This window comes from Bathymodiolus japonicus methanotrophic gill symbiont (genome assembly GCF_019721995.1).
GTDB lineage: Bacteria > Pseudomonadota > Gammaproteobacteria > Methylococcales > Methylomonadaceae > Methyloprofundus.
Map to the genome: position 1 here is coordinate 1 of NZ_BLYC01000073.1, position 12,031 is coordinate 12,031.

Below are 12,031 nucleotides of genomic sequence, written 5' to 3' on the forward strand. Positions count from 1 at the left end.
GTCTTTTAGATTAAGAATATTAAAAACACATAAGGTAATAGTGTAAATGCCACAATATAATCTTGGGTTCATAGATGATGAAAGTATATTTAATCATGTCCTTGAAACAGTAAAAAAGTATAGGTTTTCTGTTAATCTAAAAGAATTTAATAAAAACCTGATTGACCCGATAAAACTTACTTTTGATGCAAAAAATATATAAAAAAGATATATCCAACATCATAGAAACCGCAGCATGAGTGTTTCGGAAATGTTTTCCGAATTTATTGGAAATTTGGCGATTTCTAATACAACAACTATCAGCACAAGGTATGGTGAAATAACTTCGGCATTAAATAAAAAGTTTAGAGATACCGAATCTAAAACAGACAATACATTACAGGTTGGCTCTTTTGGAAGGAAAACTGGTATTAATGGCATTTCTGACCTAGATATGCTGTATATCATGCCCAAAACAAAATGGGATACCTACAATAAATATGACGGGCAATTAAAATTACTTCAAGATACAAAAACTGCCATTTTGAAACGTTACCCTTCCACCAAAGTTCGAGTTGATCGATTAGTTGTAACGGTTACTTACACCAATTTCCATGTTGAAGTTCAGCCAGTATTTGAGCAGGACGATGACAGTTTTAAATATCCTGACACATCCAATGGTGGTAGCTGGAAAATCACCAAACCAAAAGAAGAAATGTCTGCTATTGCCGATTTGAACTTACGTCGTTTATGTAAAATGGCAAGATCTTGGAAAAATAAGCATGGCGTAGCAATGGGAGGATTGTTAATTGATACATTGGCCTACAACTTCCTTAACTCAACATCCGATTATGATTCGAGGAGTTATGCTTTTTATCACTGGTTGAGTAGAGATTTTTTTAAATATTTATCTGAACTACCAAAAAAACTAAATATTCTGCGCCAGGAAGCCGACAAGATGTAAAGGTTAAGAAGCCATTTCAACGAAAAGCGAAAAAAGCCTACAAGCTCTGCCGAGAAGCTATTGAGGCTGAGAATAATAAAAACGTAAACGATAAATGGAAAAAGGTTTATGGACGACCATTTCCTGCCGCAACAGAGGAAACAACAAAGTCCCGTTCTTTTACCGATACTTGGCGCAATACGGAAGAATTTATTGAAGATAAGTTTAATATTGATATAAGAGAGTTTTTAAGAATCGACTGTGAAGTTAAGAAAAATGGCTTCAGACAATATTTTCTGAGTGAAAAATCATCCAGCAGGTTTAAGTTAGGTGTCAATAAAAGTTTAAGATTTACTGTGACTAAATTATCCGTTACCGAGCCATACCAAATTTATTGGAAGGTATTAAATCGTGGGGACGTTGCCCGTAAGAGAAATATGATTCGAGGGCAAATTGTTCCCGATCTTGGACATGAAGAGCTAACGGAATCCACGAGTTTCCGAGGTGATCACATAGTTGAATGTTACTGTGTAAAAGATGGAGTCGTAGTTGCCAAGGATAGAATTAAAGTTCCAATTGGTTCAGAGGGAAATGAAAATGACTGATAGTGAAAAAAATCAGGCGCGCCATGCTACCTCACGAAATTCCGGGACTCCTGTCGCCGTAATTCGTTCACCTACGCAGCGAATAGGAGATGCTCCAGCCGCCCTGCGTCCGCCACAGACTGAGCACAAAGCAGCTCAGTCATGGCTACCACAAATGGCTCTACGGCTATTCGGGATAAAATTTTAGCCTCCCTCGCGCGCTATCGCGCACTTCGGATTGGCAAATTTCCCTGCGCCTTCTGGAGACTATCAGCCCGTCCGGGGCTGACAGCGTTAGAAGGCCAGCTTAGAGAATGCTATGGCCGAGTAGTTTACTCGCATAAAACGCACGAAAAATGTGCGGACTTACTTCTTGCGCGTCATAAATACATTAAATTAGCTCAGATTGTTTTATCAGCAGTTGTGACAGGCGGCTTACTTACAGCTCTATTCGATTTTCAATATTTAGCTGAATATAAGCAAATTGGCGTTTTCGTAACCTTAATCATTTCAACAATTTTGCTTACACTAAATTCATACACCAAAGATTACGATCTTGGAGAGATTGCTCAAAAGCATCGCCATGCAGGTGCAGAATTATGGATTATCCGTGAATCATACCTATCACTTCTAACCGATCTGCATATTCAGGCATTACCAGTCGAAGAAATATTGAGTAAAAGAGACCGTTTAGCTGAAGAATTGCACTCTGTATACACAGGAGCCCCTAGCACTAACTTTAAAGCTTACAGCATGGCACAGACAGCACTTAAGGAACTAGAGGATATGACCTTCTCTGATAAAGAAATTGATGCTTTTCTCCCAAGTGAGCTGAAACGTGAGGGAAGGTAAATTGTTAGGTAAGCATCTTTAATTTATACGATTTTCAGAATTATTAGGGTTCTGTCGCAAAAAATAAATATTTGTGTAAAAATCAACTGTAACTTGTTTTTTTGCGGCAAATGGATAAAACACCATGCAGGAGAAAAACAGTCTCATCCCATCATTAAAATTACGATAATATAGTGTTAAAGTCAATTACCATGGGGTATTCAGGAAAGTAATGGCTTGAAAAATAGAGCCATTTTCAGTTGAGCATGTGAACCTACTGTGGCTCAAATTAAATCTTATAATCGTAGGTAATAAGGTGATTTTATTTTTTGCGACAGAACCGCAAATCCTCCTTTTAGTTACCGTTGGGAACCTAATGAGTCGTTAAGCGAAGATTTTCGCTTTAAGAGCCATGGGTTAGCTCCTAAATCAGCTGCTGATTTTGCTTTTTTATTACACGGTTTTGGCTTTTTAAGTGACGAAGGCACAATGGCCATTATTTTGCCTCACGGTGTACTATTTCGTGGTGGAGCAGAAAGCCGCATTCGTACTAAGCTACTCAAAGACGGCCATATTGATACTGTTATTGGTTTGCCTGCCAACCTATTTTTCTCAACAGGGATTCCTGTGTGTATTTTGGTGCTAAAAAAATGCAAAAAATACGACGATGTATTGTTTATTAATGCCAGCGAGTATTTTGAAAAAGGCAAACGCCAGAACCGGTTACGTGATGGTAAAGATGGCGAGCCAAATGATATTAAAAAAATAGTCGAATGCTATCAGTACAGAACTGAAGAAGTGAGATATTCTCGCCGTGTAAACATGCGTGAAATTGAAAAAAACGATTTTAACCTGAATATTTCACGTTATGTTAGTACGGCAAAGCCAGAGCCTATCATCGACCTAAAAGAAGTTCACAATGATTTAACATCCTTAGAAGAGAAGGTTTTGACAGCAACCAAAACGCATAATACATTTCTCGAGGAACTAGGATTGCCATCTTTACCCTAGATAAATACATAGTCTACAAGGTGCTAGATGGCCTTTTCTGGTTCTGTCGCAAAAGATACGTATTTGTGTAAACCTGGTTATGAACCTGTTTTTATTCTTCGCCCAGGGAGGTAAGTAACTTTTTTTATCGTATCTGGAATTTTCTATCTTGGACGCGCCTGATGTTTTTTACAATTGAATCCGAGTACTCTAAAAAGGATAACTCACAGTAAATATGGCGCGCCAGCTCTCGCTGAAAATCATGGAAACGGGGCTTAGCGAAGTGGTGATTTTTAGTCCCTGATAGGCGACAGGGCAATGCGCTGATTCGACGTGTGCTAGCAGCACGCGAGAGGAGCAAGAATTGCATTCCGAAAGCCGTCCAGCCAGTGAGGTAGCATGGCGCGCCTGAATGTTCCTTTAGTTGCTTGATAATTGAAGTAAAAAAACAAATGTATTATAAACGTTATTTTATTCAACAATACCAGGTTTTGATGGTAGGCATCGACCCTCAGGATCCAGTATTGTACTAATCTCCGTTACTAAGCATATAAGTTCTGCAATATGTTTTTGAGTTTGCTGTAAGAATTCAGTACCAACTGGTGTTTTTAAGTATTCTCCATTATTGTTGAGATAAATAGGAAGTGACTTTCCTTCTTTGTCAGGATCGCTCCAACCTGCATGACAGAACATATTCCTAAATTTCACGACCTCATCATCTAAAAATTTTAATTGTTTTTTGATGACATCATCTTTATTAATTAAAGAATTATTATTTGCTAAATTATGATATTTTGTAACAAGCTTTCCAAATGGTAGTGACATATTCTTAAGTAGATTGCTATTAAGAGTATCATAATACCACTTCTCAAAACTCTCTAAGTCTTTCACTTTTTTGTCACATTTCGTCATCACTTCAAATACATAAATTCCTTTTACAAGAGCATCTTCAAGATAGCCAAAAGTGGCTACTGTTCGACCTAAATGCTCCCAAAAGTCTGCTTGATGTTTATGTGTTGGATACCCTTTAGGGGTTTTTTCTTTATCTATCATTTAAGTTTATTTCATGGATAAAAATGATGTCATTCAAACGAATATATTGCCACAGAGCGCATTTTGCAAATTTTGCAATATCCCGTTCATGTGGACAATATATTGCCCATAATCACAGCAATATGGTTTCTCTTAAACAGCGCTCCGCGCGTCAATAAAAATACTCCATTATACAATAACTGAAGTTTCCCAATAATTATTTATGGTAAAATTGAAACTATGCTACAACTATATGAAAAAAACAGTCTTTTCATTCGTTTCAAATGCTATTGCCTAAGGGGAATTAAGTAGGGGTTTGCTATAAACATGGCAAAACCACCTAAAATAAACCTCGATACACCAGCATTGTGTATTTCAGCTACTCAATAATTGGGAAACTTCAGTTAGGTTGAGAGCAGGCTTTTTTTCTTGGTATGAATAAGCAACCAAGCAGTCGACTGCATTGACCATATAATTCGTCAGTGATCTGTGCCTAGAGTGTTCTAGCTGAAAAATATTTTTTAATTGGTCATTAATTGTTTCAATAATACTGCGCTTTCTCAGTAAGATAGCCGTAGAGCCATTTGTGGTAGCCATGACTGAACTGCTTTGTGCTCAGTCTTTGGCGGACGCAGGGCGGCTGAAGCATCTCCTGTTCGCTGCGTAGGAGAACGAATTACGGCGACACAGGAGTCCCGGAATTTCGTGAGGTAGCATGGCGCGCCTGAAGTATGGTGTAAATAGTTTGTCTCGTAACACCAAAATGTTTTGCTATATCAGATTTCAATGCACCGCCGTTGAACATCGTTATTGCCATTTCCTTTTGTTGTTCATCAAGAGCTGAGGGCCTTCCTCCAATTCTTCCTTTTTTTCTAGCCGCCTCTAAGCCGGCTTTTACTCTATCTTTAATTAATGAGCGTTCGAATTCTGCAAGTGAGCCAAATATATTAAAAACAAGTTTGCCTGTGCTTGTAGTCGTGTCTATTGATTCAGTTAATGAAGTGAAACCGATTCCTTTATTTTCAAGATCATTTATAACTTCAAGTAAGTGTTGTAATGATCTTCCTAACCCGTCTAGTTTCCAGACAACCAGCGTATCAGCTTTCCTTAAAGACTTTAAACATTGTTCAAGTTCGGGTCTGTCTTTTTTACTTCCTCACGCTTTTTCCTTATAAATTATTTCGCAACCAGCTGCATTAAGCGCGTCTATTTGTAGTGATGTATCTTGAGAAGATGTTGAAACTCGAGCGTAACCTATTTTCATCTGTTTACTTTTTTAACATGGGTTTTGTTAACTATAGCATGAGATAAGTTTTTTAACAGCCTTTTTTAACATTATTAACTATAAATAAGGTCTTGTTAATGGTGATTATCTGTGTTTATGGCGATGTAAAAAATACACTTGTTTTTTTAACGCCAAATCTTGATTTTAGCTAAATAGAGTAATATTTAACTAAAACGACATTGTAGACTGTATGACTGCCATAATGATAATCCATCTTTAGATTGTAACATTTGAGATAAATATGCTCGCCTGAAACAATAACTTCGCCAATTTTAATTTAAGCCAAGAATGACAATCTTACACCCATATAAATCAATCGATTATAGGCTATAAAATTCATAAAAATGAGTTTATTTTAATTCTGGCGAAGGTATTGCTGAAAGGCGCAAGGTTTAAACCTTGCGAATGGAAAAAAAACCGCATAAAAGCCATTTTATATTTGCTATTGTTAATGGTGTTTTATCCATTTGCCGCATAAAAACAAGTTACAGTTGATTTTTATACAAACACTTATAGAACCCGTTTGAGCCACCATCACCACATAAACGACCATTTATGTGACACTCCTTGATAGTGTTATATGCGTGGCATTACTTAGGAACATAGTGAAACTGTGAATCAAATGTAGCTTAATAAATGTCCTGTACAAAAAATACACAATATAACCCTATCCCATATGTACCGTGGCTTTAATCCAGTTACTCAAAAGTAATACACACTTTTATCAACAGTTCTTGTGGGTAACTACGATATAAGAATTGTTGCTCACAATTTACACATAGTAATGTCACAGGGTTATTTATCTCTGCATGGTGTGATACATACGTCTTAATGTGAGTTATCAAGACAATAAAGCCTCACTAATAGTAATAGTTAAATGCGGATTGAACGGAAATCAAGTATTCATTAGGGTAGGTAAAATAGGGTGATAACTTTTACATGATGGGTAAAGGGTAGGCAAAAATAGCGACTCCCCGATTCCCTGATTTTCAGCGGGCGTGTTCACTCTAAATATGTGATGATTTTATGATGTGATAAATAGTTACACTTTCATAGAATAACAATTACGGGTGATAAAGTGGCATTAGTAACAATGACAGAGGCCTCACGATTAATCGAAAAATCGAAGCAGACTTTATACCGACATGTCTCATCTGGTAGGGTATCGAGGAATAGTGATGGTTTTCTTGATACTGCGGAATTAATCCGTGTGTATGGTGATCTGAAACAAAATACAACGTCAAAGGTTACAAAAACATCCGTGCCAGTGGTGCAGGTTGAGAGGTCTCATATAGAATGGCTTGAGAAACAGGTCGATGGGCTTAGGGAGGATATAAAACAAGTTAGAGCAGATTCCCTAGCTCGTGACAAATATAGTTGTCATAAATAATCGTGTGGAGTTACAAATGCAAAAAATAGAAGAAGAATTCTTACCTGTTTACTATAGAATTGAGTTTCACGAGAAATCAATAATAAATGATGCTTTTCATCAGCTTAAAATTTTGTCTCCAATTTCTGTAGCAATTGGAGACAAAATTAATCCTTTTGACTTGGGTAACCACAATCTGGAATCAGAGTACGTATTTAGAGTTATCGAGATTAGGCACATATTTACTACAATCATACCTTCAGCAATAAGACACGTATTATCTGTTGTTGTAGTTCCTGTAAAAGATGACGTTTAACTGGTTCTGTCGCTGAAAATCAGGGAAACGTAGTCTAAGCGAAGTGATGATTTTTAGTCCGCGATAGCCGTAGGGCCGTTGTTTTGTCGGAGTCTGAGCGTTAGCGAAGGTGGAGACAAAATAAAAGGCCATTCGACACGGCGTCAAGTCATTTGGAGCCTATGTTCCGACCCCTTGTTGGGTCGGGACGAGGTGACGAGGACGAATCGGGGCCGCCGGAGGCATAAGTGGTCGCGTTAAGTTTTTGCTGCTTGCTTGGGCTGGGATGCCCAAAACAAGCTTTCGCAAAAATAGCGACTCCCCGGTTTATGAATTTTATAGCCTATAAGCGATTGATTTATATCGGTGTAAGATTGTCATTTTTGGCTTTAATTAAAATTGGCGAAGTTATTGTTTCAGGCGAGCATATTTATCTCAAATATTACAATCTAAAGATGGATTATCATTATGGCATTCATACAGTCTACAATATTGCATATCATCTTGTTTGGGTAACAAAATACAGATACCAAGTTTTAAAAGGTGATATCAGCTTGGGTGTAAGAGAGTTGGTAAGGCAAATGACTGAGGAAATGATAAAGAATTATCTTGATCACCATTCTGAAGCCAACCCGAATAACAATTTTAAAACAGAGTATGGAGAGCTAAAATAACAGGGCTATTTGCCCTGTATCCAGACTTTCAGTCGCCAGTCTCTCTAATCCACCCATTTTAGCGGGTAGTTGTTTAGTTCATGCGTCAGGGCTGTGTTATATGGCGTGTGTTGTGGCGTAGTATGAGCCATAGGCCTACCTTTTCTGAGCGTAGGTGTCCCGGCTTAGACGGGAAGGTTATTCGTGTTTTGCATGCTAGAATGTTAGCCACTCGGTATTTTTTTGAAAAACAGATTATAAGAGAGAAATAATTATGACAAATAAAAGTTATGTAATGTGGAATAACAAAGGTGGTGTTGGTAAGAGCACCATAACTTTCCATATTGCAGCCGTATACGCAGAAAAAAACCCAGAAAGAGATGTTGTTGTAATTGACATGTGCCCACAAGCAAATGTTTCAATGATGTTATTGGGAGGTGGTGAAAAAGCAGAAGAAGTACTTCAACAGTTTATAAAATCAAGTACGCCAAAAACTGTTGTTGGGTTAATAACGGATAGCATAACTAAATCTGATACTAATGATTTAAGTAAATACATAATTAAATTATCTGATCACAATAAAAACTTACCTGAGAACATACATCTACTATCTGGCGATGGTAATCTAGAATTAATTGCACCTTTACTTTCAGAGCGGGCAGATGCAACCCCATTAACTGTAAATGACAAACCATGGGTCAATATTCATTCAATTATTAAGGACCTGACAAAGAAAAAAATTGGTGATAAGCCTTGTACTTTTTTCATAGATACGAATCCTAGCTTTTCTGTGTATACACAAATAGCAATTTTATCGGCTGATGAACTCTTAGTACCTATAAATGCGGATGATTCTTCCGTATATGCAATAACGGGGCTCTTTAATTTAATTTGGGGAGCTAAAACAAAACACAGCATTTATGGGAAGTATACGTTTTCAACAAAAGTTGACAATTTTGAGATGGATCGCCCGAAAATAGCATTACTACTTGGAAATAGATTTACACAACAAAAAGGAGCTGCTCATGCTTTTAAAGCGTTATCGAGTAAAGCTATTCAAACGATGTATAAAGAATATTCAAATAAATCTAGTAGGTTTGTAAATGCCCAGAGATCTAATGTAAGCGACAAAGATGCATTTGAAAAACAGTATAGCGTGGAGTTACGTGATTTTAACAGTGCAGGCGTGGTTGCCGCCAATAAAGGAATTCCACTAAGTAAAATGGATAAAAATGTTTATCATGTTTATGGCGAAAAAATACAAGTGTCTAAAGAGCAGAGAGATCTTTGTAAAGAAACAATTGAAAATCTAGTAAGTAGGTTATCAGCCCTGACACATGAAATAAAACCCGCATAAAAAGCCATTTTATATTTGCTATATAATGCTTTCCTATCCTATATAGTCTAAGAAGGTTTTGTTGGCTCATATTATAACCACTCGTTTACTATTTTAGGTATTCTTTCAACTACTTCATAGCCAAATAGAACTTCGTCTGCATATCCCATATGAAGCATGTCAATTATTCTGCAAAGGTATGATCTACCGCATTCCCACCAAGTAAAATAATCATCTATCATTAGGTAATGATGAACTTTTATGCCTTCGTGTTCGTGTAGTTCGGATAACTCCATTCCGTCTAGAAGAGTCTCGTATACACCATCTGCAACTCTGCTTCCAAAAGTAGTCGTGTAGTAATATTCTTTTATCTCCCAAATAGCCGTTGGGTTAACTACTGATGGATAAGCGCCGTCAACTCTTCTTGCAAGAGTTCTAAGAGGGCAGCCACCATTGGTTACTGTTGTAAGCTTTCGCGGATCGTAATCACAAATTCTTCCATTTATTTCATGTTCAATCAGAATATTTATAATGCAGGTGAAGAAGGCATTTGCTTTTTTCTCGCCCTTTTGTTTATTCATAGGGAGTGGGCAGTTAGGGCTTAATTCAGAATAGAGTTCTTCAAAAACTTGTTGAGCCTGATCCTTATTCATTAGTCGTGGCTTTACATAATCATTTAGAACATTTGCACGATACTCAAAATACCCTAGAAGTTGCGTACCAAAATCCGTTAAATGGCCATTGTGAAGTATTTCTGAAATATCTAACCCAAGATCATCAAAGGCCTTTATTATCGATTCAATTGTTGGTATTTTAACTTTTTTTGTCTTTCTATCTGTATAGCCACAACCTTGGCTAATCGTTCGTACATAGGCCCAAAAATGTCGGGGCATTTGTAAATACTCACTATTAGCTTTCATTATTTTTTATGCTCTTTTCGAATAAAAGTGAAAATTGAGAAATGCTTACCTCAAGAACAGTACAAATTAGATTCAGCTCTACAAATGTAAGGTGTCTTTCGCCTGACTCATATTTGCTGATTAGTGATTGAGGAGTCCTTAGCTTTTCGGCTAAAGCTCCTTGAGTTAAAGATCGATCCTCCCTAAGCTTTTTAAGTAAGCCTTGAAGAATTAGCTGTTCTTTTGAGTAACGTTCTGTAAGCATAGGATCTTTATATATCCGAAATATGAATATCCCAAATTCGGATTGTTTGGTATGATGGTTTTTGATTTATTTAATAGGTACTGTAAATGCAGTTAGAAAGTTTTAATGATATTAAAGATGGTCACCATGTGGTCAAGAAATTTAGTACACAGTTATTAAAGTGGGTTGGAAACAAACAAAAGTTTGCACATGAAATTGCCGGTTTTTTTCCTGATAATTACAATACATATTATGAGCCATTTTTAGGTAGTGGGGCTGTTCTTGCCACGCTGGCCCCAAAAAAAGCAATTGCTTCTGATAAGTATGGAGCAATTATTGATATCTTTAAGTGTTTACATGACGATCCTGAAAAACTTGTTTCTTGGTATTCTGAGAGGTGGAATAAAGCCAATGGTGAAAGGAAGAAAGAAGGGTATGAGGAGATAAAGGCTTCATATAATAAGTCTCCTAACGGCGCTGATTTATTGTTTTTGTGTCGATCTTGCTATGGTGGTGTGGTGAGATTTAGGAAGAGTGATGGTTATATGTCTACTCCTTGTGGTGTTCATAATCCGATTAAACCTGAGTCATTTGAGAAAAGGGTAAAAATTTGGGCTGAAAGAACAAAGAATACTGAGTTTGTTCATAGTGAATATGAGCAGATGATGCTTCAAGCTAACGAAGGGGATTTGATTTATTGTGATCCACCGTATGTCCATAGTCAGGGAATTTTATATGGCGGGCAAGATTTTTCGCTTGAACATTTATTCGCGGTTATTGCGGAGTGCAAATCCAAAGGGGTTTATGTTGCTTTAAGTATAGATGGAACAAAAAAATCAGGAAATATGCAGTGCGGACTCCCTATTCCTGATGGACTTTTTGAACGAGAAATATTTGTGAATTGTGGAAGATCGATGCTCAGACGTTTCCAGATGGAGGGTAAGACTCTTGAGAATGAGCTTGTATCCGATAGGCTTCTCCTTACGTACTAACGCTGTCAGCGGTTCTGTCGCATAAAGTTCACTTCCTCAGGTTATCTGCTATCATTAAGTTTAAATCTCTATATCAGGAATTCTCAAATGCTTAGTTTCAAATGGCGCCACTTTGAAAAAGAGATCATTCTCCTAAATGTCAGATAGTACTTGGCTTACCCACTCGGTTATCGCAATCTTGAAGAAATAGCGGAAGAACGAGGCTATCATGTTGGCCACAGCACACTTAACCGCTGGGTTATCACCGTATGCGCCTAAATTAGAGAAAGATTTTCACAAAAAGAAGCGTCCTGTGGGTGGTCGGTGGCGGATGGATGAAACCTATATTAAAGTCAAAGGAGAGTGGACATATTTTTATCGAGCAGTTGATAAAGAAGGCAGCACCATTGACTTTTTACTCACTTTTCACTCGATGTTCAAGTTTTCAGCTATAACTGGGCTAAGAAAAGTAAATTTTTCCGGTTTTGTTTTATAAGTGATTGATTTACAATGATGTTGATGCTTTCTTTGTCAGTAAAATTGTCAATAAAATCAATTAGTTAAAAAACTTGAACATCGAGTGAAAAGCGTGAATTGAAAAAGGGGACAGATAAACTGTT

Annotated in this window: 13 protein-coding genes and 5 pseudogenes; 9 read left to right on the top strand and 9 right to left on the bottom strand. The window is 37.2% G+C overall.

Translation table 11 applies throughout. The features are described from left to right. The first annotated feature begins 46 nt into the window (after nucleotides 1-46). From K6984_RS28575 to K6984_RS28590, 4 genes and pseudogenes are all read left to right on the top strand, one after another. A complete protein-coding gene (locus K6984_RS28575; RefSeq protein ID WP_373862492.1) occupies nucleotides 47-202 on the top strand; it encodes an Eco47II family restriction endonuclease in 156 nt (51 codons plus the stop codon). Nucleotides 203-235: 33 nt separating this feature from the next. Further along, nucleotides 236-1,527: pseudogene (locus K6984_RS28580) on the top strand (SMODS domain-containing nucleotidyltransferase). A gap of 141 nt (nucleotides 1,528-1,668) precedes the next feature. Beyond that, nucleotides 1,669-2,358 (top strand): SLATT domain-containing protein, encoded by a 690-nt coding sequence (locus tag K6984_RS28585; protein WP_221898414.1) that lies wholly within the window; start codon nucleotides 1,669-1,671, stop codon nucleotides 2,356-2,358. Nucleotides 2,359-2,667: 309 nt separating this feature from the next. Continuing rightward, nucleotides 2,668-3,348: pseudogene (locus K6984_RS28590) on the top strand (N-6 DNA methylase); the annotation flags it as partial. 189 nt (nucleotides 3,349-3,537) lie between these two features. On the opposite strand, the gene K6984_RS28595 reads toward K6984_RS28590, so the two are convergent. The 5 genes and pseudogenes from K6984_RS28595 to K6984_RS28610 form a co-directional block, all read right to left on the bottom strand. Then, entirely contained in the window at nucleotides 3,538-3,675 is a 138-nt protein-coding gene (locus K6984_RS28595; RefSeq protein ID WP_221898415.1) for a hypothetical protein, read from the bottom strand. A gap of 123 nt (nucleotides 3,676-3,798) precedes the next feature. Next, nucleotides 3,799-4,380, bottom strand: coding sequence for a hypothetical protein (locus K6984_RS28600; protein ID WP_147774450.1), 582 nt, complete (start codon nucleotides 4,378-4,380; stop codon nucleotides 3,799-3,801). A gap of 354 nt (nucleotides 4,381-4,734) precedes the next feature. Beyond that, nucleotides 4,735-4,929, bottom strand: a pseudogene (locus K6984_RS28605) (transposase); the annotation flags it as partial. 106 nt (nucleotides 4,930-5,035) lie between these two features. After that, nucleotides 5,036-5,218: a helix-turn-helix domain-containing protein gene (locus K6984_RS36820; protein WP_420831738.1), complete on the bottom strand. Its 183-nt coding sequence runs from the start codon at nucleotides 5,216-5,218 to the stop codon at nucleotides 5,036-5,038. 12 nt (nucleotides 5,219-5,230) lie between these two features. Beyond that, a pseudogene (locus K6984_RS28610) lies at nucleotides 5,231-5,623 on the bottom strand (recombinase family protein); the annotation flags it as partial. Between the two features lie 1,427 nt (nucleotides 5,624-7,050). Here K6984_RS28610 and K6984_RS28615 point away from each other — a divergent pair. Beyond that, complete coding sequence (locus K6984_RS28615) at nucleotides 7,051-7,329, top strand: hypothetical protein (RefSeq protein WP_221898417.1); 279 nt, start codon at nucleotides 7,051-7,053, stop codon at nucleotides 7,327-7,329. Here the strand turns inward: K6984_RS28615 and K6984_RS28620 are convergent. Next, the gene (locus K6984_RS28620) at nucleotides 7,291-7,461 is read right to left on the bottom strand and encodes a hypothetical protein (protein ID WP_221898418.1); all 171 of its coding nucleotides are present in this window, start codon (nucleotides 7,459-7,461) and stop codon (nucleotides 7,291-7,293) included. The genes K6984_RS28615 and K6984_RS28620 overlap by 39 nt on opposite strands. 27 nt (nucleotides 7,462-7,488) lie before the next feature. Beyond that, entirely contained in the window at nucleotides 7,489-7,617 is a 129-nt protein-coding gene (locus tag K6984_RS35380; protein ID WP_263458596.1) for a hypothetical protein, read from the bottom strand. A 146-nt stretch (nucleotides 7,618-7,763) separates the two neighbouring features. Here K6984_RS35380 and K6984_RS28625 point away from each other — a divergent pair, with 146 nt between their 5' ends. Next, on the top strand, nucleotides 7,764-7,982 hold the full coding sequence (locus K6984_RS28625; RefSeq protein ID WP_221898423.1) for a transposase: 219 nt from the start codon (nucleotides 7,764-7,766) through the stop codon (nucleotides 7,980-7,982). Between the two features lie 253 nt (nucleotides 7,983-8,235). Continuing rightward, nucleotides 8,236-9,318, top strand: a complete 1,083-nt coding sequence (locus K6984_RS28630; protein WP_221898419.1) for a ParA family protein — start codon at nucleotides 8,236-8,238, stop codon at nucleotides 9,316-9,318. Nucleotides 9,319-9,389: 71 nt separating this feature from the next. On the opposite strand, the gene K6984_RS28635 is transcribed toward K6984_RS28630, so the two are convergent. Both K6984_RS28635 and K6984_RS28640 read right to left on the bottom strand, forming a co-directional pair. Beyond that, a complete protein-coding gene (locus K6984_RS28635) occupies nucleotides 9,390-10,190 on the bottom strand; it encodes a DUF7687 domain-containing protein (RefSeq protein WP_230988343.1) in 801 nt (266 codons plus the stop codon). A gap of 16 nt (nucleotides 10,191-10,206) precedes the next feature. After that, a complete protein-coding gene (locus K6984_RS28640; protein ID WP_221898421.1) occupies nucleotides 10,207-10,461 on the bottom strand; it encodes a helix-turn-helix domain-containing protein in 255 nt (84 codons plus the stop codon). 86 nt (nucleotides 10,462-10,547) lie between these two features. Between K6984_RS28640 and K6984_RS28645 the strand changes: the two genes are divergently transcribed. Both K6984_RS28645 and K6984_RS28650 read left to right on the top strand, forming a co-directional pair. Further along, entirely contained in the window at nucleotides 10,548-11,432 is an 885-nt protein-coding gene (locus tag K6984_RS28645; RefSeq protein ID WP_221898422.1) for a DNA adenine methylase, read from the top strand. Nucleotides 11,433-11,519: 87 nt separating this feature from the next. Further along, nucleotides 11,520-11,835 (top strand): annotated as a pseudogene (locus K6984_RS28650) (IS6 family transposase); the annotation flags it as partial. Between the last annotated feature and the right edge of the window lie 196 nt (nucleotides 11,836-12,031).

Coding starts and splice junctions, on each gene's coding strand:
- K6984_RS28575 (WP_373862492.1), top strand. CDS start 47: ATGCCACAATATAATCTTGGGTTCATAGATGATGAAAGTATATTTAAT.
- K6984_RS28585 (WP_221898414.1), top strand. CDS start 1,669: ATGGCTACCACAAATGGCTCTACGGCTATTCGGGATAAAATTTTAGCC.
- K6984_RS28600 (WP_147774450.1), bottom strand. CDS start 4,380: ATGATAGATAAAGAAAAAACCCCTAAAGGGTATCCAACACATAAACAT.
- K6984_RS28615 (WP_221898417.1), top strand. CDS start 7,051: ATGCAAAAAATAGAAGAAGAATTCTTACCTGTTTACTATAGAATTGAG.
- K6984_RS28620 (WP_221898418.1), bottom strand. CDS start 7,461: ATGGCCTTTTATTTTGTCTCCACCTTCGCTAACGCTCAGACTCCGACA.
- K6984_RS28625 (WP_221898423.1), top strand. CDS start 7,764: ATGGATTATCATTATGGCATTCATACAGTCTACAATATTGCATATCAT.
- K6984_RS28630 (WP_221898419.1), top strand. CDS start 8,236: ATGACAAATAAAAGTTATGTAATGTGGAATAACAAAGGTGGTGTTGGT.
- K6984_RS28635 (WP_230988343.1), bottom strand. CDS start 10,190: ATGCCCCGACATTTTTGGGCCTATGTACGAACGATTAGCCAAGGTTGT.
- K6984_RS28640 (WP_221898421.1), bottom strand. CDS start 10,461: ATGCTTACAGAACGTTACTCAAAAGAACAGCTAATTCTTCAAGGCTTA.
- K6984_RS28645 (WP_221898422.1), top strand. CDS start 10,548: ATGCAGTTAGAAAGTTTTAATGATATTAAAGATGGTCACCATGTGGTC.